The sequence below is a fragment of the Paenibacillus sp. FSL F4-0087 genome, from assembly GCF_038020215.1.
In the GTDB taxonomy this organism is placed as follows: Bacteria; Bacillota; Bacilli; order Paenibacillales; family Paenibacillaceae; genus Paenibacillus; species Paenibacillus taichungensis.
Map to the genome: position 1 here is coordinate 3,823,462 of NZ_JBBODJ010000001.1, position 22,022 is coordinate 3,845,483.

22 protein-coding genes are annotated in these 22,022 nt (G+C 45.5%); 17 read left to right on the forward strand and 5 right to left on the reverse strand.

Features of this window, described 5'->3' with window-relative positions; translation table 11 throughout:
* Positions 1-315: 315 nt before the first annotated feature.
* The 5 genes from MHB84_RS17560 to MHB84_RS17575 all read left to right on the forward strand — a co-directional run bounded on the left by MHB84_RS17560 (position 316) and on the right by MHB84_RS17575 (position 5,876).
* A complete protein-coding gene (locus tag MHB84_RS17560; protein ID WP_076291251.1) occupies positions 316-1,662 on the forward strand; it encodes a cytochrome ubiquinol oxidase subunit I in 1,347 nt (448 codons plus the stop codon).
* Entirely contained in the window at positions 1,659-2,693 is a 1,035-nt protein-coding gene (locus MHB84_RS17565; RefSeq protein ID WP_076291252.1) for a cytochrome d ubiquinol oxidase subunit II, read from the forward strand. Before MHB84_RS17560 ends, MHB84_RS17565 begins: the two co-directional genes overlap by 4 nt.
* Positions 2,694-2,725: 32 nt before the next feature.
* Positions 2,726-2,899: a cytochrome bd oxidase small subunit CydS gene (gene cydS / locus MHB84_RS31425; protein WP_375165360.1), complete on the forward strand. Its 174-nt coding sequence runs from the start codon at positions 2,726-2,728 to the stop codon at positions 2,897-2,899.
* Between the two features lie 71 nt (positions 2,900-2,970).
* Positions 2,971-4,035 (forward strand): MBL fold metallo-hydrolase, encoded by a 1,065-nt coding sequence (locus MHB84_RS17570; protein WP_076291254.1) that lies wholly within the window; start codon positions 2,971-2,973, stop codon positions 4,033-4,035.
* 215 nt (positions 4,036-4,250) lie between these two features.
* Positions 4,251-5,876, forward strand: coding sequence for an ABC-F family ATP-binding cassette domain-containing protein (locus MHB84_RS17575; RefSeq protein ID WP_076291255.1), 1,626 nt, complete (start codon positions 4,251-4,253; stop codon positions 5,874-5,876).
* A gap of 164 nt (positions 5,877-6,040) precedes the next feature.
* Here the strand turns inward: MHB84_RS17575 and MHB84_RS17580 are convergent, their stop codons facing one another.
* A complete protein-coding gene (locus MHB84_RS17580; RefSeq protein ID WP_063566591.1) occupies positions 6,041-6,229 on the reverse strand; it encodes a hypothetical protein in 189 nt (62 codons plus the stop codon).
* A 292-nt stretch (positions 6,230-6,521) separates the two neighbouring features.
* Here MHB84_RS17580 and MHB84_RS17585 point away from each other — a divergent pair, with 292 nt between their 5' ends.
* Positions 6,522-7,412 carry a cation diffusion facilitator family transporter gene (locus MHB84_RS17585; RefSeq protein ID WP_076291256.1) on the forward strand — a complete coding sequence of 297 codons (891 nt, stop codon included), beginning with the start codon at positions 6,522-6,524 and terminating at the stop codon, positions 7,410-7,412.
* 105 nt (positions 7,413-7,517) lie between these two features.
* Here MHB84_RS17585 and MHB84_RS17590 read toward each other — a convergent pair whose 3' ends face one another.
* Together MHB84_RS17590 and MHB84_RS17595 are read right to left on the reverse strand one after the other, a co-directional pair.
* Positions 7,518-8,021 (reverse strand): hypothetical protein, encoded by a 504-nt coding sequence (locus tag MHB84_RS17590; RefSeq protein WP_090954767.1) that lies wholly within the window; start codon positions 8,019-8,021, stop codon positions 7,518-7,520.
* A gap of 396 nt (positions 8,022-8,417) precedes the next feature.
* Entirely contained in the window at positions 8,418-8,582 is a 165-nt protein-coding gene (locus tag MHB84_RS17595) for a DUF1328 domain-containing protein (protein WP_017692264.1), read from the reverse strand.
* A 219-nt stretch (positions 8,583-8,801) separates the two neighbouring features.
* Here MHB84_RS17595 and MHB84_RS17600 point away from each other — a divergent pair, with 219 nt between their 5' ends.
* The 11 genes from MHB84_RS17600 to MHB84_RS17650 all read left to right on the forward strand — a co-directional run bounded on the left by MHB84_RS17600 (position 8,802) and on the right by MHB84_RS17650 (position 21,089).
* A complete protein-coding gene (locus tag MHB84_RS17600; protein ID WP_076291257.1) occupies positions 8,802-9,314 on the forward strand; it encodes a DUF948 domain-containing protein in 513 nt (170 codons plus the stop codon).
* 66 nt (positions 9,315-9,380) lie between these two features.
* Positions 9,381-9,914 carry a hypothetical protein gene (locus MHB84_RS17605; protein ID WP_083679073.1) on the forward strand — a complete coding sequence of 178 codons (534 nt, stop codon included), beginning with the start codon at positions 9,381-9,383 and terminating at the stop codon, positions 9,912-9,914.
* Positions 9,915-10,007: 93 nt separating this feature from the next.
* Entirely contained in the window at positions 10,008-10,352 is a 345-nt protein-coding gene (locus tag MHB84_RS17610; RefSeq protein WP_064640589.1) for a general stress protein, read from the forward strand.
* A 391-nt stretch (positions 10,353-10,743) separates the two neighbouring features.
* Positions 10,744-11,913 carry a PP2C family protein-serine/threonine phosphatase gene (locus MHB84_RS17615; RefSeq protein WP_076291258.1) on the forward strand — a complete coding sequence of 390 codons (1,170 nt, stop codon included), beginning with the start codon at positions 10,744-10,746 and terminating at the stop codon, positions 11,911-11,913.
* Positions 11,910-15,629, forward strand: a complete 3,720-nt coding sequence (locus tag MHB84_RS17620; RefSeq protein WP_076291259.1) for a response regulator — start codon at positions 11,910-11,912, stop codon at positions 15,627-15,629. Before MHB84_RS17615 ends, MHB84_RS17620 begins: the two co-directional genes overlap by 4 nt.
* Positions 15,630-15,700: 71 nt before the next feature.
* Positions 15,701-16,573 carry a CheR family methyltransferase gene (locus MHB84_RS17625; protein ID WP_076291260.1) on the forward strand — a complete coding sequence of 291 codons (873 nt, stop codon included), beginning with the start codon at positions 15,701-15,703 and terminating at the stop codon, positions 16,571-16,573.
* A gap of 16 nt (positions 16,574-16,589) precedes the next feature.
* Positions 16,590-18,266, forward strand: coding sequence for a response regulator (locus MHB84_RS17630; RefSeq protein WP_064640586.1), 1,677 nt, complete (start codon positions 16,590-16,592; stop codon positions 18,264-18,266).
* Between the two features lie 86 nt (positions 18,267-18,352).
* Complete coding sequence (locus MHB84_RS17635; protein ID WP_053778980.1) at positions 18,353-18,691, forward strand: STAS domain-containing protein; 339 nt, start codon at positions 18,353-18,355, stop codon at positions 18,689-18,691.
* An 18-nt stretch (positions 18,692-18,709) separates the two neighbouring features.
* The gene (rsbW, locus tag MHB84_RS17640; protein WP_063566601.1) at positions 18,710-19,162 is read left to right on the forward strand and encodes an anti-sigma B factor RsbW; all 453 of its coding nucleotides are present in this window, start codon (positions 18,710-18,712) and stop codon (positions 19,160-19,162) included.
* Entirely contained in the window at positions 19,159-19,932 is a 774-nt protein-coding gene (locus tag MHB84_RS17645; RefSeq protein ID WP_024631358.1) for a sigma-70 family RNA polymerase sigma factor, read from the forward strand. The genes rsbW and MHB84_RS17645 overlap by 4 nt, the downstream gene beginning before the upstream one ends.
* A gap of 128 nt (positions 19,933-20,060) precedes the next feature.
* Complete coding sequence (locus tag MHB84_RS17650; protein WP_256716904.1) at positions 20,061-21,089, forward strand: magnesium transporter CorA family protein; 1,029 nt, start codon at positions 20,061-20,063, stop codon at positions 21,087-21,089.
* A 25-nt stretch (positions 21,090-21,114) separates the two neighbouring features.
* Here the strand turns inward: MHB84_RS17650 and MHB84_RS17655 are convergent, their stop codons facing one another.
* Both MHB84_RS17655 and MHB84_RS17660 read right to left on the reverse strand, forming a co-directional pair.
* The gene (locus MHB84_RS17655; RefSeq protein WP_083679074.1) at positions 21,115-21,480 is read right to left on the reverse strand and encodes a DUF5665 domain-containing protein; all 366 of its coding nucleotides are present in this window, start codon (positions 21,478-21,480) and stop codon (positions 21,115-21,117) included.
* Positions 21,481-21,561: 81 nt separating this feature from the next.
* Complete coding sequence (locus MHB84_RS17660) at positions 21,562-21,969, reverse strand: YtxH domain-containing protein (RefSeq protein WP_076291262.1); 408 nt, start codon at positions 21,967-21,969, stop codon at positions 21,562-21,564.
* Between the last annotated feature and the right edge of the window lie 53 nt (positions 21,970-22,022).

The following is a 22,022-nucleotide window of genomic DNA, read 5'->3' on the forward strand; positions in this document are numbered from 1 at the left end:
CCTTATCTAATAGGATGCTTTTATCCTGAAATAGATAAAGGCTTTTTTTGTTTTTCAAAATTTCCCGGATAAAAAAACAACTTCTTTTGCAAACTGTCTATAGAGCCATAATTTGCATGCCATGCAAAAGGAGGACGGCAGGTCTATGTTCCGTAAACAAGAGAAAACCCTTATTATCGTCTGCTTGGTTGCAGCCGTGATCGTGCTGTATGCCGTTGTCAAAAGTATTATCCGAATTATGAGTTATTGAGGCATATTGTCACACAGGCGATATGAAGTCGTACATAACGATTAAGTGAAAGAGGAGTGTAACCCATGTCATCCCTGGACCCTGTTCTGCTCAGCCGGATGCTGACCGGTCTAACCTTGTTTGTGCACATCATTTTTGCCTCCATCGGTGTAGGCGTACCACTCATGATTGCCTTGGCTGAATGGCGCGGACTGCGCACCAATGATATCCATTACACCTTGCTCGCGCGCAGATGGGCGCGAGGTTTCGTCATTACCGTTGCCGTAGGTGTGGTTACAGGCACCTCAATCGGTTTACAGCTCAGCCTGCTGTGGCCGATGTTTATGCGGGTAGCGGGGCAGGCCATTGCCTTGCCGCTGTTTATGGAGACATTCGCTTTTTTTGTGGAGGCGATCTTTCTTGGAATCTACCTTTACACATGGGACCGTTTCAAAAAGAAATATACGCACATGCTGCTGCTGATTCCGGTGGCACTGGGATCCTCTGCTTCTGCGATATTCATTACAACAGTGAATTCTTTTATGAACCAACCTCAGGGGTTTACCCTGATTAATGGCATCATGAAGGACATCCATCCGATTGCTGCAATGCTGAATCCAGCTACCCCGACCAAGGTATCTCACGTGCTCGCCTCGTCATACACATTGAGTGCGGGTATATTAGCAGGTATTGCTGCATTCAGCTTGCTTCGTGGGCGGGATCATGTGTATTACAAAAAGGCACTTAAGCTCACAACGGTATGTGCGCTCGTATTTGCGGTCAGCACCGTCATGATTGGAGATTCTTCCGGTAAATTTCTAGCGAAATACCAGCCGGAGAAGCTGGCAGCAGCAGAGTGGCATTTCAAAACGATGACGAAAGCGCCGCTGGTCTATGGGGGAATTCTTGACGAGAACAATGAAGTGAAATATGCCATAGAGATTCCCTATGCACTTAGTATACTGGCGGGAAACAGACCGGATACGGAAGTGAAAGGGCTCGAAGAATTTCCGGCCGATCTGAGGCCGCCGTTGTCCATTCACTATATGTTTGACCTGAAAGTAACGACTGGCGTGATCATTCTGCTAATTCCGGTGCTTTATGTGTTCCGTCGCTGGCTGCCGGGGCGCAAACCTTATCCCAAGTGGCTCTTGCTCGGTATCGTCCTGCTTGGGCCCTTGGCCATGATTGCCATTGAGCTGGGCTGGATGTTCGCCGAGGTTGGCAGACAGCCATGGATATTGCGCGGGTACATGAAGGTGTCGGAAGCAGCAACAACATCATCCTCAGTAGGCTGGATGCTGGTTCTGTTTATTCTGCTGTACCTGATCCTTTGCTTCTCAGCGATTCGGGTACTCAGCAAGCTGTTTCGTAACAAGGAAGCAGAGAAGGAACTGGAGTCTCTCGGTCTGGAAGGAGGGATCGTGCATTGAGCTTTGAAATAGCGGGCATCGCGATTTTGTGGACGTTTCTGTTTGGATATCTGATCGTGGCTTCGATTGATTTTGGAGCCGGATTTTTCAGCTTTTACAGCATATTAACCGGACACGAGAACAAAATCCATAACATTATTCAGCGCTATCTCTCACCCGTGTGGGAAGTGACGAATGTGTTTCTGATCTTTTTTGTGGTTGGTTTGGTCGGTTTTTATCCGGATAGCGCTTTTTATTATGGGACAGCGCTGCTTGTTCCAGGTTCATTGGCGATTGTACTGCTTGCCATCCGGGGCGTGTACTACGCCTATAATACCTATGGGAACCATGGGCAGAACAGCCGGATCTATATGGCATTGTACGGAGCAACGGGATTGCTGATTCCGGCGGTGTTTTCCACCATTTTGGCGATATCCGAAGGTGGAATTATTGAGCAGGTGGGAGATCAGGTGTTTTTTCGCTGGCGTGAGTTTTTGACGAATCCGTATACCTGGTCTGTTGTATTGCTTGCACTGGTAAGTGTGCTCTATATATCCGCGATGTTTCTTTCTTACTATGCCAAGCGGGCAGAAGATGAGACTGCGTTTGAGGTTCTTCGGGAGTATGCACTCCTATGGAGTCTGCCCACGATCTTTGCCAGCTTCCTGGCATTTTTGCAAATTAACAAACAGAATCCCGCACACTTTGAGCAGATGTTAAATATCTCATGGATGTTTATCGCATCTTTTATCTGTTTTGTGATCGCCGTCTCGCTGGTATGGAAACGTAAATATTTGGGATGGTGCTTTATCGCCGTCATGCTGCAGTTTGCCTTTGCCTGGTACGGCTATGGGCGCTCACATCTTCCATACATTCTGTATCCGTACATTAATATTTACGATAGCTTTACGAACAAGACGATGGGGATTGCGCTCATTACGGCGTTCAGCCTGGGACTGCTGGTGCTCATTCCTTCACTTGTGCTCATTATGAAGTTGTTTCTGTTTGATGCCAATTATGTGCGAGGTAATGCTGGCAAAAAGAAAGGATGAGTCCGTTGATGCTTCCCAACATGCTGTTCATCATGATTCCACGGTTACTTCTCAGCTCTGACGAGGGAGTGAGGGGTATTCCCGGTATAACGGGATTAAGTTTTTTTGAGACCTTTACAATTATGTACGCCCCACCACTGATTATCGTGGCTGCAATTGCGTTTTTGTTCGTCTACTTGGCGAAATGCAAAAATCCAAAGGATTGATTCGTTGGTACGTACTTTCCAATTCGGGGTAATCTTTTGTTAAGATACGAGGAGGGGAGGAGGGCCCTTTCATGCCGAAAATCCGTTATAACAACATTGATAATGTAAGTACGGACAAAACGCTGAAGGAATTCAAGCAATGGAGGGAGCAACGGCGCAGCAAAGTTAAGGATTATTCCTACACCGTGCCCAAGCACCCGCCTGAACTGGATTATCTGCACGCCAACCGGGCTGAAACCACGATTACCTGGATTGGTCATTCCACATTTTTCATTCAATATCATGGACTAAACATCGTGACAGACCCGGTCTGGGCCGAAAAAATGGGATTTCAGCGCAGACTCGGTGCCCCTGGCATTCCGATTCAGGATATTCCGCCTCTGGATGTCATTTTGATCTCGCATTCACACTATGATCATTTGCATCTCGCATCGCTGCGGAAGTTGGTCACAGCCAAAACACTGCTCATCGTTCCTGATGGTCTCAAACGCAAAATGGTGCGCAAAGGGTTCCATCGGTGTCATGAGATGAAATGGTGGGAACATATTACGCTTGGCGGGGTCAAAATAACCTTTGTACCTGCGCAGCACTGGACGCGCCGAACCCTATTCGATACCAATACGTCCCATTGGGGCGGTTATGTTTTGGAACAGAATCACCCGGCACTCATTCCATCGGAGGAGAGTGCTGCGACGAGTGAAGACGAAAATCATAAAAATTCCCGAGCAGCAGGAACGGATGATCCAATAGAAACTTCGGCTGATCATTCTCTCGGCGGTCCGCCAGTGATCTATTTTGTAGGGGATACAGGATACTTCCAGGGATTCAAAACGATCGGAGAACGCTTCGACATCGGTGTTACCCTGATGCCAATCGGTGCGTACGACCCGGAATGGTTCATGACATCCCAACATGTGACGCCGGAAGAAGCGCTGCAAGGATTTGTAGAAACGGGTTCCCAGCTTATGGTTCCCATGCATTATGGAACGTTTAAGCTGGCGGATGACACACCCAAGGAAGCACTTGATCGAATGGAAGCTGAACGAGAACGGCTGGGAATTAACGAAGAGCGCATTCGAGTGCTAGGACATGGCGAGACACTCCGCATCCGGCACGAAGAAAGTAAACAAGACTAACAAAAGTGATCTAGATATGCTAATGTAAGGGTATACCCGCATGAACGGTACATTTACCAAATCTTTAACGATTAAAAAGCGGCCAATTTTCGAATTTGCCGCTTTTTTGTGTTATAATATGGTGCCAGAATAGGCTTCGGGATATTGAATCCATGATTGATGCAAGTTGCTATTCATGCAGTATGCAGAATATTAAATAAAGGATGGTATGCTTAATGATTAGTACAAGCGGCATCACGCTCCGCTACGGAAAACGTGCACTTTTTGAAGATGTGAATATCAAGTTCACGCCAGGCAACTGTTACGGTCTGATCGGCGCCAACGGAGCCGGCAAATCAACATTTTTGAAAATTTTGTCCGGTGAAATTGAAGCAAACTCGGGAGAGGTGCACATCACCCCGGGCGAACGCATGGCCGTTTTGAAGCAAAACCACTTTGAATATGACGAGTATCCGGTTCTCGAAACTGTAATTATGGGCCACAGCCGTCTTTATTCCATCATGAAAGAGAAGGACGCGTTGTATGCCAAAGCGGACTTTACTGAAGAGGATGGTTTGCGTGCAGGTGAGCTTGAAGGTGAGTTTGCTGAGTTGAATGGCTGGGATGCTGAGCCGGATGCAGCGGCACTCCTAATCGGTCTGGGTATTGAACGTGACATGCATGAGAAGAAAATGGTTGATCTGAGCGGTAACGAAAAAGTTCGTGTCCTGCTTGCACAAGCCTTGTTTGGTCGTCCAAACAACCTGTTGCTCGATGAGCCTACCAACCACTTGGACCTCGAATCCATTCAATGGCTGGAAAACTTCCTCATGGACTATGAAGGTACTGTTATTGTAGTATCCCATGACCGTCACTTCCTGAACAAAGTCTGTACACACATTGCAGATATCGATTTCGGTAAAATCCAGCTGTACGTAGGTAACTACGATTTCTGGTATGAATCCAGCCAATTGGCACTTGCTTTGCAACGTGATGCTAACAAGAAAAAAGAAGAGAAGATTAAAGAGCTGCAAGCCTTTATTCAACGTTTCTCTGCGAATGCTTCCAAATCGAAGCAAGCGACTTCGCGTAAGAAACAACTCGACAAAATCACGTTGGATGATCTTCGTCCATCGAACCGGAAATATCCGTTCATTAACTTCAAGCCTGAGCGTGAAGCGGGTAAACAATTGTTGACCGTTGATCGTATCAATAAAACAATTGATGGTGTAAACATGCTGAATGATCTCAGCTTTGTAGTGAATAAAGGGGATAAGATTGCCTTTGTTGGCCCGAACGGTAATGCCAAATCGTTGTTGTTTGATATCCTTATGGGTGAAACGGAAGCGGATAGTGGTGAATACACGTGGGGTATTACTACAACTCAGGCTTATTTCCCGAAAGATAACTCCAAATATTTTGACGGAGTAGATATGAGTCTCGTAGATTGGCTTCGTCAATATTCCAAAGATCAGGATGAAACGTACCTGCGTGGATTCTTGGGTCGTATGTTGTTCTCAGGCGAAGAATCCCTGAAAAAAGCAAGTGTACTCTCCGGGGGTGAGAAAGTTCGTTGTATGCTGGCGAAAATGATGCAAACAGGCGCCAACGCCCTGATTTTGGATGAGCCAACGAACCACTTGGATCTGGAGTCCATTACCGCACTGAACAATGGTATGATTGATTTTGACGGCACTATGCTGTTTACATCCCATGACCATCAGTTCATTCAAACCATCGCTAACCGGATTATTGAAATCACGCCAAACGGCGTTATTGATCGCCAAATGAGCTATGATGAGTATCTGGAAAGTGACGAAATTAAAGAATTGCGTAACAAAATGTATCCGGTAGAAGCTTAAGATAAGCTAAGCTGTCTACATTGAGTATGGTTAACGTAGTTAACTATTCGTTTTAATATAAAAAAAGAACCGCAAGCTCTCCAGAGGAGGCTTGCGGTTCTTTTTTGGTCATACAGGGTGATCCTGTAACCATAGAAACATCTCATACAAGAGCTTCTTGCGGTCTAGGATCCGCCAGTACGGCGGCGCTGATTGTTAGGCTTTTTGTTGTTTTGGCTCTTCATTGCTTTAGGGCCGCCTTCAAAATAGGCACTGGATTGGTTACCGGTGTTTGCCTGTTCTTTCTTCTGTGCCAGTTTCTGGCGTATAGCATCCTGCAAACTGACCTTTTTCGGTTCGTTATTATCGCTCATCGTTATTTCCCTCCCGGTCTTACAGTAAGCCGTCCAAATTGGACGGGATGTACTCATTTTATACGTTTTACAAAAGCCCCACAAGGGCAACCTGATAAAATGCTGAAAACCTTCACTTTTTTGACTGGGCCAACATTTTTTCTCTTTACCTACAGCCCTGCGGTCTGGCAACTTTGTTTCGGCATCCCTACAGCAATGCAGCTTGGCAACACTGTTTCTATAGACCCACACGGTACGCATTTGGTAACATTGAACAACCGTAATACGAAACGTTAAAGGAGTGTCGCCCGGTTTGAACGCCTACGAAGAAATACGCAAAGGAGAGCGCGGAGCTTGGGTCAGTATTGTGGCCTATCTGGTCTTGTCTGCTTTTAAATTGATCTGCGGATATTTGTTTGCTTCCAGCGCATTGCTGGCGGATGGTTTTAATAACCTTACAGATATTGTTGCGTCTGTTGCGGTATTGATCGGACTCCGCATATCCCAGAAGCCACCTGATTCCGATCATGCCTATGGTCACTTTAGAGCGGAAACGGTCGCTGCCCTAATTGCTTCATTTATTATGGCCATGGTTGGCCTACAGGTATTGGTTGAAGCGGTTCGTTCCTGGTATGAAGGAAACTTTGTAGCACCAAACCTGTGGTCAGCAGCAGTTGCTGTTGTCTGTGCGCTGGTAATGCTGGGCGTATATCGTTACAATCATCGTCTTGCCAAACAAATTAACAGTCAGGCCCTGATGGCTGCGGCAAAAGATAATCGTTCGGATGCCTGGGTCAGCATAGGTGCTGCGATCGGAATCATCGGTGCACAATTTGGCCTCCCTTGGTTGGACAAAGTAGCTGCAATTGCTGTAGGTCTGTTGATTTGTAAGACAGCATGGGAGATTTTCCGTGATTCAACACATCGTCTGACAGACGGATTTGATCAGAAAGAACTCACTGACCTAAGATCATCTGTGGCGCGAGTTCCTGGTGTGGAAATGATCAAGGACGTGAAAGCACGTGTGCACGGCAGTCATGTACTGGTGGATGTGGTTATTGAGGTGGATGGAGGACTGAGCCTGATCGAAGGTCATCAGATCTGTGACCGGGTCGAAGAGCGCTTGAAACGTTCACATAATATTATGCATGTACATGTGCATGTAGAGCCGAAGATGGAAAAAGGCACGACGGGAAGCCCTTGAAATCGGGAGGGACAAACCGGAAATAAACATATTTGAAATGAAAAAGAGGACAGCCGCTGCCTGCGTGCTGTCCTCTTTACTTATCGTCAGAACGATTATACGATACTATTGAATAGCAACGTGGATCCAAGCTTTACCTTTCCACGTATACACTTGTACCCATTGACCACCATCGAATCCATCTACAACTTCACCTGTCGTATCAATGACTTGGGAACCCAGTGCACCGATTGGTTTGCCATTAGGTGCATCATAGAACCATGTGCGCTCCAACAGGTTGAGCAGCATTGTAGGGACCAGAACCTCATCTCCTGCTTTCACAACAGGCTCATCAAAGATTTTGTCATCCTTTGTTGAAGTTGTTGTTTCAGTAGTCGTTGAAGTACCTTCTGTACCCGTTGTGTCTACTGTTGTGCCAGTTACGGTCTCAGCTGTGCCTTCTACAGTGTCTACAGCAGGTTTGTTCACTTCAACAGCCGGCGTTGTTGTGGTTGTGGGAGTTCCCGTTTCTGGAGCTACCGTTCCGGTAACCGCTTCCTCAGCACCTGCGGCAGCAGCCATGGAACCCATCAAAGTCAGAGCAGCGGCAAAACTTACGATTTTTTTCATTTGTTTTTCCTCCTCGGTTAGGTATGTAGTTTGTTGTCCTGTGTTAAAAGTAACCAAGCAAGCTTACTTATGAATCACAAATTATAACAATATTTTCTTGGATTCTCCAGTGTCAACTGGAGCATATGTGGGTATAAGGAGAGCCTGTAAATATCATACTTCGGTGGGAGAAAACCGGGTTGGCTATGTCATAATGGTCCTGTTTTTATGATGTAATCGGGGAGAAGCGATGGAATAGACCAGAAGGGAGCGTAATACATAATAGAGATAAGTCGTAATGTGCGGGGGGAGAATTGTTGCAAAAAGAGATTATGAACGCACAAAAGCCTACCGGCTTTTGCAAGCTCGATAGGCTTTTGTATGTATCGAATGCTGTTCATAATTGGGAAGCGTCATTCATCGCATTCGGCTGCGTCCCGTAATCAGGGAGATGACGAACAGTACAACAAAGATGAAGAAGAGTACTTTGGCAATCGAAGCAGCTGCCTCAACAATACCGAAGAATCCGAAAATACCTGCAACAAGAGCAATAATTAGAAATAGTACCGACCATTTCAACATGGGTATCATCCTTTCGTTTATAGAACTTGGTAGCGAGAAGTGTTCGTCTCACTGCCGTGTGTAGTTGTTCTTTAACCGAGGCCTATCGGGTTGAAACATTGCGATATTTTACCAGGAGAAGTTGTTTTTACAGTTCATATCCTATTTGTTTCGCCTCGGAATGGGTCGGGTAACTAAGCAATAACAAAACCGATTTATACTGGAAAGTGAGGTTCTTTTATGATCTATCAAATTAGTGTGGCTTTAATTGCAATTGCATTTGCAGTACTTGTATTCTTCTTAATTCGTACCTTGAAGTCCGCTCAGGGTTCACTCGACAATGTGTCACAGACACTGCAGGAAGTACAGAAGACCATTGATGAGCTTAGTTATGAAGTCAAACAGACAGTAAGGCATGCCAATGATATTACAGTTGATGTGCAGCACAAGATGAAACAAATTGATCCTGTTATGGAATCTGTACAGAATCTGGGTGAAGTGCTGAACGAAGTGACGGAAGCAGCAAAGCAGGTGTCATCCACTTTGATGGCCAAGTTTCAGACGAAACGCAGCAGCACTGAACAGAGTAAGCGCTCAGAAGTAGCGAATGTAGTACAGACACCGCCTGCTACACCGACAGATCGGACACTGCAATCCTATGAAGCTACATATCATGATGATGCCAAAGGAAGCAAAAGCTGGCTGAAATATGTGGATGTAGCTGCTAATGTATGGCAACGTATGCGGAAATAGCATGACCGTTTTGTAATGAATAGAAGTCTTCAGAGCGGTGATGAACCTGATGAAAGGGTGAGAATCATGATGAAACTACTGCTTGTTATGTTTAGCGTAATTTCTCCCTTTTCCGTTCAACCGGCAGCGGTACCCGCTGCTCATGATATGCAATGGACGGTAGTGGAAGAGGAGACACCAGAGATTATTCTGGCTACTGATCGATCCGGACCTGTCCAGCACTTTCGGACTCTGAATGACATTTCTCTGGATGACAGCATCGATGATATTTTAGCCAATAAAGGCCAGCCGATTCATAAGGAACATGATCCATACCTGGGTTGCCCTGAGTATCAATTCAAAGATGTAACGGTTGGGCTCTGCGAAGATACAGGAGTGGTCAATTATGTGCATATTGATGCTTCCGAGAAACGTCTAAAGCTTAATCAGGAATGGATTGATATGAACATTGAGGCCATTCGAGATGTTTTGGGCAAGCCGCATTATGTAGCAGAGGATGGAGAAGTATTTCTTCGAGGAAGCCAGGCGCTGAAAGTATATATGAAGCCAGGCTCCAATCATATTGAAGGAATGGACCTCTTTGATGAATCGGTTTCCTAGGATTGGATAATTCACAAGCGTTTCAACCTGATATCGTATGGTTATATACTAAGTAGCTCGATAAAGAAGATCAATCAGAGGAGAGTGGAAACGATGAATTCAACCAATGCGCAAGCTTATGCAAAAGTGGTAGAAAACGGAGTCCAAGCGGTAGAAGCGGTGAAAGAATTGCAGATTACCGGATACCTTGCTGATCATATCTTCGTTCTAGCCCATGAAAAGGATCGTACAGATCGAATTGCCGATACGGCAGATGCCAAAGAGATTGGTATCAAGGAAGAAGGGGTATTTGATTCCTTGGCGAACCTGTTCCGCTCCCGCGGTGATGAACTCCGGGCCAAAATTGTTTCGATGGGATTCACCGAAGCTGAGGCAGATTTTTACGAGAGTGAACTCGATAAAGGCAAAGTACTTGTGATTGCCAAAAAGAAAGAATAGCTTAGACGATCCAAAGCGTAAGCTGGAGCCTTCTGAGAATGGACAAGCTTCAGAATCGAGTATTTTGCATCATTCAAAAGAGCTTTCAAGTTGATGAACGCAGAATGCTTAACCAAAAACATAGATAAGGAATGGGGATATCCCCATTCCTTATCTATGTTTTTGCAAGTTTGGAAGCGGGATCAGAACGCGGCAAAAACAGGGTAACCAGCGGGTGAATTCTCCTGCGATGGTGCCATTTACTGATAGAAGTTTTCTGATAATACGATTATAGTTATACTAGGAATTATTATGTCTACCGCTGTGTTGTATGCGAAATTTGTATAATTAAGGTTGTTAGCTGACCTGATAAGAATCGACAAACCCGGACGCCACAGATAAGGAGATAGAAATGAGAATACTTATTGTTGACGACAATCCGACGAATGTCATTATCATTCGAGAAATTCTGAAAAAAGAAAACTATCGTGACATTGTAACGGCAAGTTCTGCGATGGAGATGTTTGAAGTCCTTGGGATTGGTGAGGAAAACAATGAACTTCGTCCCAAGCCGTCGGATATTGACCTGATTTTGCTAGATATGATGATGCCGGAGATGGATGGAATCGAAGCATGCAGTATTGTGCAGAAATTTGAAAATCTCAAGGATATACCTATTATTATGGTAACTGCGATTGGAGATTCCAAAAAATTGGCCGAAGCGCTGGATGCAGGTGCATCCGATTATGTGACCAAACCAATTAACAAAGTCGAATTGATGGCCAGAATTCGTCTTGCGCTTCGCCTAAAACAGGAGAAGGACTGGCATAAAGAGAGGGATCAGCGGATTCAGGATGAACTGAAACTTGCGGCTATGGTACAGAATGCTGTGCTAAGCCCAGCAATTGAAGATCCGTTATTCCACGTTAATGCAATTTACAAACCTTCGTTTGAACTTGCGGGTGATCTGTATTCCTGGTACCCGCTTGGTGAAGGCAGATATGGAGTCCTGCTGCTGGATATGATGGGGCATGGGATATCTTCATCCCTATTTACCATGTTCATTGCTTCCGTCCTGAAAGACACGGTTACAACGTATGTAGACCCGGAGAAGGTTATTCAGGAGCTGAATCGACGCTTTAATCAGTTGCATCTGGAAAAACAGCTGGTGCAGTACTATTTTACAGCGATATATCTGGTCGTAGATACACGAATGAAGAGGATTGATTATGTTAATGCAGGCCATCCGCCAGCACTCTTTTTCCGTCACGACGGAAGTGTGACAACGTTTGACAGCGTCTGCTGTCCCGTTGGTCTGTTTGACAAGATGGATATTGAACCACAGACCATTCACTACGAAGGCGATGGGCACATTGCACTTTATACGGATGGGCTAACCGAAGCCGTTCAGGGCGATCAGGAAATGCAGCAGGCGTTTCTGAAGGAAAAACTGGCGGGTTCCCACCAGTGGGATGAAGCATCCATGCAGGCGTTGTTCTTCGATGATGAAATTCCGCAGGAACGGGAAGATGATAAATGTTTGGTGTGGATTACCTTAAATAAAGGGGTCGAAGCTGAATGAAGATCAGAAATAAACTGCTGATTGGCTTTACGGCCCTGATGGCCATCATGATTGTACTTACGTTTGTGAGTTACGAACGGCTGAACAGCAGCAATCAACAGATCGATCAGATGTATCAGGAGCGATACCTCAAAGTCAGATATACTTCTTCTGCACGTGGAGAGGTCAATGATATAGCCAAAGTGCTGGCTAACTTGTTGCTGAATCCCAACAATTCGATTAGTGCCGCAGACAGTGATTTGAAGGCCATGCAGGAAAAGGGCGAACGCTACCTTGAGGAAGTGCGGGATCGGGCAGACAGCGCACCAGAGCACCAACTGGTAGATCGTGTGAATACGGCCTGGGAAGCTTACAATGCTTATGCCGCGAGACAGGTCAGCTTAATGTCCCAGAATCGGGTGGAAGATGCCAATAACTACCGGAATGCAACCGGCTTGGCGGTGCAGAAGGAAGCTGTAGACAGCTTGAACGCCCTGTCCCGTTTTCAGGACCAGGAGATAGATACCGAGATTAAAGATGCGAATGCAGCCTATATGCGCGCGGTTCAGATTACAGTAGCCATCATGATTGCCGGATTGTTACTAGCATTGGGTGTCATTATGTGGGTGCTGCCAAGTATTACACGGGGACTGAATACCGTTTCCATGATGATCACCAGCTTTGGAAAAGGCCGTTATCGAACCATTCGCCGCATTCAGGTGAAGTCTACCGACGAAATTGGTCAGATTGCCAGCGTGTTCAAGGATGTCTCCAATGATTTGGAAGAAAAACTAGAAGTCGAGAAAGCTTATTTGCAAGCACAGCAAGATCAGAACTGGATGAGTTCCAACATTGCCAGAGTTCCAGAATTGTTGCGTGGTATAGGGTCGATTCGTCAGATCTCGCAGATGTTTATCAGTGAATTCACACCTGTACTTGGAGCTCAACTGGGTGTCGTATACCTAATCGATGAAGAGAAACATCCAGACGAATTGAGACGTTATGGTGCTTATGCATTTGAAGAGAATGAAGATGTTGGCAAAGAGGTATATCGTATCGGCGAGGGACTAATCGGCCAAGCCGCATTGGATATGACGCCAATTATTCTCGAAAAAACGCCAGAGGATTATGTGAACATCGGATCAGCAACGGGATCATCGCGTGCTTCTGGTGTGATGATCTATCCTGTCGTATTTGAGGATGAACTGATTGGCGTTGTCGAACTGGCATCGTTTGAAGGATTCACAAATTTGCATACTCAGTTATTCTCGCAGCTGATTATGAATTTGGGTGTCATTCTCAACAACGTTCGACGCCGTTTGCGGGTGGAGGAACTGCTGCGTGAATCCCAGGCGCTCACGGAGGAATTGCAGGTGCAATCCGAGGAGCTACAGACACAGCAAGAGGAGTTACGCCGTTCCAATGAAAATCTGGAAGAACAGACGGGAGCCCTCAAACGTTCAGAAGAGCTGTTGCAGCGTCAACAGGAAGAATTGGAGCACTTCAATACCGAGCTGATTGCGAAGACTCGTGCACTGGAAGAACAAGTGCGAGAAGTGGAAGAGAAGAACGACGAGATTGAGAAAACCAAAACACAGTTGGAACAGCAAGCCATGCAATTGTCGATGACAAGCAAGTACAAGTCGGAGTTCTTAGCAAATATGTCGCATGAATTGCGTACACCACTTAACAGTCTTTTGATTCTGTCTCAATTGTTATCGGAGAACAAGGATGGAAACCTGAGTGTTAAACAGCAGGAATATGCCCAGACGATCTATATGTCTGGTGCAGATTTGCTGAAAATGATTGATGAAATTTTGGATCTGTCCAAGGTGGATGCGGGCAAAATGGATATCAATTATGAAACAGTGCGAATGGAAGAACTAACCAGCTTTGTTCAACAGAATTTTGGCCCAATGGCGAATAAAAAAGAACTCAACCTGAACATTGAGTTCGACAGCAATTTGCCGGAATGGGTATATACCGACAGCCATCGCGTCAAACAGATTTTGCGTAATCTGTTGTCGAACGCGTTCAAGTTTACCAATCGAGGATCTGTTAGCCTGATTGGACGAAAAATGAAAACAGAAGAGCTTCCTGGGTACCTGAATACGAACCAGGAATATGTAGGCTTTACCGTGAAGGATACCGGGATTGGAATTCCATCAGACAAAACGGATCTGATCTTTGAAGCATTCCAGCAGGTGGACGGTACAACCAGCCGCAAATATGGCGGAACGGGCTTGGGATTGTCCATAAGCCGCGAACTTGCCCGACTGCTTGGGGGTGCTATCAAGGTAGAGTCTTCCGAAGGTGTGGGCAGTTCCTTCACCTTGTTCCTGCCGGATAATCACGAAGATGAGGTTCAGGTGGATGACGCGGTAAGAGAAGCCGCAGTTGCTTCTGAGATTGAAGCCTTCGGGAGAGACTCACAGACGATGCGTTCGGGTAGACAAACCGTGCTCACACCTGACCCGGATAGCACTTCGTTCATGGAGTTGCCTCAAACTGATTTACCTGTGTTGGCACAGCTGGAGGATGATCAGGAGAACCTAGTGGAAGGTGACAAGATTCTCCTCATCATTGAGGATGATGTGAATTTTGCGCATATTTTGATGGATATGGCGAGAGGTAGAGGATTTAAGGCTATTGTGGCGCTTCAGGGAGACAAAGGACTCGAAATGGCCCGTCAATATTTGCCGGATGCGATTATCCTTGATATTCAGTTGCCTGTCATGGATGGCTGGGCGATACTGGGTGAACTGAAAAGCAGCTCGGCGACACGTCATATTCCGGTACATGTCATCTCGGTTATTGATGATATGAAACAAGGTTTGATGATGGGAGCCATTGCTTATCTGAAAAAACCTTCCAGTAAAGATTCGTTGGATAAAGCTTTCTCGCATATCGAATCCTATACAGAGAATCAATTGAAACGTCTATTGATTGTGGAAGATGATGAAATACAGCGGAAAGCAATTATTGAACTGATTGGCCATGATGATGTCGCTATCACAGCAGTGTCCACTGGCAGTGAGGCTTTGAATGAATTGCACAGTCAACGCTATGATTGCATGGTGCTGGACTTGATGCTGACAGATATGACTGGATTCGAGCTGCTTGACCAGATTCGGGACGACCAGTACCTGAATGATCTGCCGATTATTATTTATACAGGCAAAGAGCTCGACAGCAAAGAAGAGATGAAGCTTCGCAAGTACGCGGAATCCATTATTATTAAGGACGTGAAGTCACCTGAACGTCTTCTAGATGAGACGACATTGTTCTTGCACCGGGTAGAAGCTAACCTGCCGGAAGATAAGCGTCGAATTCTGCAGAAACTGCATAACAAGGAAACCTTATTTGAAGGTAAGAAAATACTTCTTGTGGATGACGACATCCGTAATGTATTTGCCCTTTCAAGTGTGCTTGAAGGCTATCGCATGGATGTGACATTTGCGGAGAACGGCCGTGAAGCTCTGGAGATTCTGGATAAGAACCCAGAGATCGATCTGGTATTAATGGATATGATGATGCCGGAAATGGACGGTTATGAGGCCATGACACGGATCAGACAGATACCGAAATTCGAGAAATTGCCAATTATCGCCTTGACCGCAAAAGCAATGAAAGATGATCGTGGCAAGTGCATAGAGGCTGGAGCATCCGATTATGTAAAAAAACCGATCCAAACGGATCAATTGTTATCCTTAATGCGGGTATGGCTGTATTCGTAACCCGATAGTTTGGGTAATGAAAGACAATACATCTATTACGCAAGTAACAAATGAAGAAGTGGAGAGAATATATGACACCGTGGGAACCTACCGAGGCGGAGGCAGAATCGATCCGCATGCCGCAAGATGAAGAGCGTGAACTGATCGAGATCGAATTGCTATTGGAAGGTATGCACCGTTTATATGGATATGATTTCAGGAACTACGCGTTACCGTCTTTAAGACGCAGAATCTGGCATTATGTACATGCCGAGGGACTGAAGACCATTTCCAGTCTACAGGATAAGGTGCTTCATGACCGTTCTGTATTTGATCGTTTTGTACAGAATTTGTCCATCCCTGTAACGGAAATGTTTCGTGATCCAACCTTGTTTCGGTTCTTCCGGGAACAGATTATTCCTGTACTGAGGACTTATCCATATATCCGGATATGGCATGCTGGCTGTTCTACAGGAGAAGAAGTCTATTCCATGGCGATTATGCTGCATGAGGAAGGACTGTATGACAAGGCAAGAATATATGCAACAGATATGAATGATCGCTCATTGCAGCAGGCCAAGGAAGGCGTATATGGCATTGAGAAAATGAAATTATATACTACAAATTATTTGGAAGCCGGGGGCACCCGCGCGTTTTCGGAGTATTACACCGCGAAATATAATTCCGTTATATTTCATCCTTATCTACGGAAAAATATTATTTTTGCCGAACATAATTTGGCAACAGACCGGTCATTTAACGAGTTTAATGTAATCTTCTGCCGTAATGTCATGATTTATTTCAATGATGAACTGCGGAATCATGTGCACGGACTTTTTCATGAAAGTTTGAGCCACTTCGGCATCCTTGTTCTGGGGTCTAAAGAATCGATACATTTTACGGAATTCAGCGATGCCTACGAGCCGTTAGACCGGACGGAAAAAATATACCGGAAGATTAAATAGGGGGTTAGGCTTAGTCATGGGGCTCAATGAACCAATCCACATATTATTGGTAGATGACCGCCCTGAGAACCTGCTCGCTCTCGAAGCGGTTCTGGAATCGGAACAGTACAAGCTCGTCAAGGCAACCTCCGGGGAAGAGGCACTTCGCTGTTTGCTGAAAGACGAATTTGCGGTCATTGTACTGGATGTGCAGATGCCTGGGATGGACGGAATTGAGACAGCAAAACTAATCAAGGCGCGTGACAAGTCCAAGGACGTGCCGATTATTTTCATCTCTGCAAATAGCAGAGAGGCAGAGCATTTATTTGCAGGTTATTCCGCTGGGGCCATTGATTATATGGTCAAGCCGTTTATCCCTCAGATTTTGAAATCCAAAATCGAGGGCTTTGTAGAAATGTTTATCACGAATAAACGTTTGAAAACACAGACGATGCTGCTGCATCAGAAGACGCAGGAACTGGAGAAAATGAACCAGCAGCTCGTTCAGGCCAAAGAGGAAGCGGAAATCGCTGCAAACGCGAAGACTGAGTTTCTTGCCATGATGAGTCATGAGATTCGTACGCCGATGAATGGCGTTATCGGTATGGTTGATCTGTTGATGGAAACCGATCTGAAAGAAGATCAGAAGGAATACGCGGACATTGTACGTCGCAGTGCCGATGCACTCGTTACGGTGATTAACGATATCCTTGATTTCACCAAGATGGAATCTGGCAAAATGGAGCTGGAAGAGCATCCGTTCGAACTTGTGTCCTGTATACGTGAAGTACTGAGGCTCTTCGCGGTTGAAGCTGGCAAAAAGAATATTGAGCTGGAATATTTCCTGGAAGATTCGGTACCCGAACTGATCTATGGAGATATGGCAAGGCTGCGCCAGGTTTTATTGAATCTGATTGCCAATGCCATTAAGTTCACGGACCACGGTGGCGTGTATCTGATCGTATCCGTTAATGAGGAAAAAGACGGGCGAATGACGCTGGAGTTTGCTGTAAAAGATACAGGAATAGGCATAGCGCCAGACAAAGTAGATCGTCTATTCCAGCCGTTTTCCCAACTGGATACATCCATGACGCGTAAGTATGGTGGAACCGGACTGGGGCTGGCTATATGCAAAACGCTCGTTGAAATGATGGGTGGAAAGATATATCTGGATACGTCGGAGCTGCGCGGTGCTACGTTTGTATTTACCATTCAGGCGCAGCGGTATGTCGAGACTGAGCTGACGACAGGTATGGGGGAAGATCAGCTTACGGACATTAAAAAAAATTATGAAATGCATCCAAGTGTATTAATCGTTGATGATCACCCTATTAATCAGAAACTAATGTCTATTATGCTGGGCAAGCTAGGACTCGTCGCAGATATCGCCGAAGATGGCAAGAAGGCGCTGGAGATGGTTTTGGCGAACCGCAATTATGATTATATATTTATGGATTTGCAGATGCCCGTGATGGATGGATTGGAATGTACTCGCAGAATTCGTGAGAGCCTTCCTCAAGACCAGCAGCCGGTTATTGTAGCGATGACCGCAAATGTCATGGATGGTATTCAGCAGCGATGTTCTACTGTGGGTATGGACGATTACATCAGCAAACCTGTGAAAATGGGCAATGTGAAACAGAAGTTGTCCCGATTTCAGGAAGAAAGGCAAGGGTTCAAATCCAACACCTCGGCCATAAATCAGGCCAATTGAAATATTTGCTAATTCGATTACTGTTTCATATGTGCTGTAGATGGGTTATTAGGTAAAGAAACCATTGATCAGGAGAGAGATGTCTAATGAATACAAATAAAAATGAAAAATTCAATGCAAGAACAGAAACACATGACGGCGTGTGCACGGTGTATCTGACTGGCGAACTGGATTTGTCGGTTGCTCCTGAATTCCGTTTGGTAATGGAGCCGTTAGTGGACAACAAGGAACAAGATTTGATCATTAACATGCAAGACTTGAAGTACATCGATAGTACAGGGATTGGTATCCTGTTATCTGTTCTGAAAGCACGGCATGGAATGGAAGCTCGCTTTGAAGTACAGGAAGTTCCTGCGCAAATTCAGAAACTTTTTGATATGACGGGTATTGCCAAATTCTTTGTCTCACAGAAGAATTCCCAATAGGAAAGGATCGAAAAAGGAATGAATGCAGAAGTTCAAAGAGTCACCCTTAATTTACCGGCGACAGCTGATTACGTTGATATTGTAAGACTCAATCTTTATGGTGTTGCGTCCAAAATGGGATTTTCTTATGAGGACATAGAGGATATGAAGGTTGCTGTATCCGAGGCCTGCAATAACTCTGTACTGTATGCTTACTCACACGAAGGCGGCATGGTTGAGGTTGTGTTCGAAGTGGATAATGACACGCTGGCTATTACCGTCAAAGATGAAGGAGCCAGCTTTGAGAACATCAACCCGGCGGTATCCCGTGCAGGCCTTCACGACAAAGAGCTGACAGATGCCCAAATCGGTGGACTTGGTTTTTACCTGATGCAAGCTCTGATGGATGATGTCAGTGTGGAAAGTGAGACGGGCAAAGGTACGAAAGTAGTACTCGTAAAACGTCTTGCAAGAAGTGAGGAGAAAGTATGAATGAAAAAGTGACTCCCCCAGAGTCCATGTCTGAAGCAATAGGTTTGATCTGGGAATACCAGCAAACCCAGGATAACGAAATTGCAACAGTTCTTATCCGCAAATATGAACCGATGGTGAAGATGGCAGCAGGTAAAATTGCGCGGAATCGACCCGATCTGTATGAGGATTTGTATCAGACCGGGCAAATGGCCCTAATTCGTTTGCTTAAGCAATACGATATTAATCTGGGTATTCCGTTTGAACCTTATGCCATGAAGAGCATGATCGGTCATATGAAGAATTATTTAAGGGACAAGTCCTGGTACATTCAGGTGCCCCGCAGAATTAAGGAAAAGGGAGCACTTGTCCAGCATGCTATTGATGAATTGACAGTGAAGCTGGAGCGTTCACCAGGTGTGAACGAGATTGCTGAATATCTGGACTTAACCCCTGAAGAAACCATCGAAGTCTTAGCTGGTCGGGAATGTTATCACTATGTGTCACTGGATTCTCCGCTATCACAGGATGAGAGTGCAGCCACTTTAGGCGAACTGATCAGTTCTGATGTGAATGACTTCGATTCGGTTGAGAAGCGGATGGACTTGCAACAGGCATTGGGACAATTGAAGGAACAGGAACAAAAAGTGCTTATTTTAGCATTTCAGGATGGTCAGTCGCAGCGGGCAATTGCTCAGAAATTGGGAGTCTCCCAAATGAGTGTATCCCGTATTCAGAAGCGAGCCACTGAGAAATTAAAACAGATTATGTCGAATGCTTCATTATTATGAGATGTAGATCGGTGACGATATTGAGCACGGCATAGAGAAGGACACGTGATTCCAATGGAATGCATACGTGTCCTTTTTTTGGGATCAATGATTTTTAATGAACAGTATGAATGCAGGAGTGGATGTTTGTGATTGTGGATAAAGTCAAGCTGGAAGCGCGTCGGGATAAGCTTACCTACTCAGACCATTGGGAATGGTGGGATTGGGTGGCACCTGATCAGGAGAGTATGGCTGATGCCTTGGAGGAACTCACGAGCGCATTTCCAGAAATGCAGTACTGGCTTCGCAAAATACCGGAGGTAGAGTCCAACTACCTGTCCGTCCGCTTCATGAACGGCACGGAGCCCGTGATATTCGGGTCATTATTATATGCGGTCAAGAATGAAAGAAACGATCAACGTAAAGATAATCAGATGTTTTTCTATGTGGATCAAGAAAGACTGGTTACCTTGAATGTAGATGACAATACCAGAGGTATTATGAATACAGGTGAACGTGCAGCCATGTTACAACAATGCAGTGAAGCCCGGGACGGCATGTTTGTGCTCTTTCGGGCGATATTGCATTATTACCATGTGGGTATGGATCATTTTGAGATGAATCTGAGGGAATTGGAGCGGACGATGGAATCCCGTAATGCACGCACGTTGATGGATCAGATTCTTGCGGCCAGATTTGAGCTGTTGTATTGGAGTAACCTATTCATTCCGTATTCCGAATTGATGGCTGCCGCCAGGGAGGCTTACCTGGATGAATTGAAAGAGAATCGCTTTTTCCAGCAGCTTCAGCACCGGATCGAACGGATGGAGCGTTTGTTCAAACATTATGAGACAGAGATTGATACACTGATCTCCATTGATAATGCCATTTCAGGAGTACGGGGCAATGAGATTATGAAGACACTGACCCTTGTAACCTCGGTATTCACGCCCGCAACGGCTGCAGGAGCCATCTGGGGAATGAACTTTGAGAATCTGCCTTGGATCGACAAGACATGGGGTGTTGTACTCGTCCTTGCGCTTATAATCATTAGCATGATTGGCATGTATGTATGGATGATGATGAAGGGCTGGACAGGGGATCTGCTCAAAGTGAAGTCCTCCCAACCGTCGGCCAAAGAAACAGAGAAGCGTGCCAAGGGCAAACGAAGGCGATGACTTTGTCAGCCTCACCCTGTGCCTTTTATTTTTTATAATCTTCAATGTATCCCAGTAAGTCCGCAATATATTGTCCCACAATCGGCATGTTTACGAATTGACTGAGAATAAAAGCGAGCAGACCAAGAACGACGAAGGTCCCTACCGTCAAACCCAAACCACGCGCCATACCAGCGGTGAAGTTGGTAATGATACGTTTTTTGGGACTGCTGTAGTTTTCGATAATATCCTTGATTTGAGATTTTTCCAGACTGTCTGCAATCTGATCCAGTCTTGTGTTCAGACGTTTGACCTCATGTCGCAATTCAAAAGGGTGGTCGCTGGTATCATACTGTTGTGCAGGTTTTCCTCCGGTTATAGGCGTATTGCCGTTCATTGTGACTTTACTCATGTTCTTCCTCCTTTAATCTCGCAGTGGATAAAAAATAGCCAGCTGGAATACAGCTGGCTATTGGTCACTCGATCCAAAGCCTTACAGGTTGGTCGAGTTCAATTCTTTACGTGCATCTTCCTTCGCTTCTACAGAAGCGGCAGCCACTTCGTCTGACGCTTTGGATGCTTCATTCGCCACATCAGCGGAAGCTTTTCTTACGGAGTCCATAACGTCATTACGGCCTTGGTTTACCGTTTTTGCAATATCAGAAGTTTTGGAAGAGACCGTTTTAGCCAGTTCGGAAGCTTTATCACCAACAACCGCTGCAACTTCTTTTGTGCGATCTGTAACGATCCCCACTTTCTCGGAAAGGTCACCACGCAATTCGCGTCCTGGTTTAGGGGCAAAGAGTAGGGCTGCAGCTGCTCCCAGCAAACCTCCGATGAAAATTCCTTTGGCGAAAGTGGAACCGCTTTGTACAGGATATTGTTCTTCTGCTTTATTCATGTCAAATCACTCCTTCTTCAAATTTAAGAAACGGATACGAAACAACGAACACC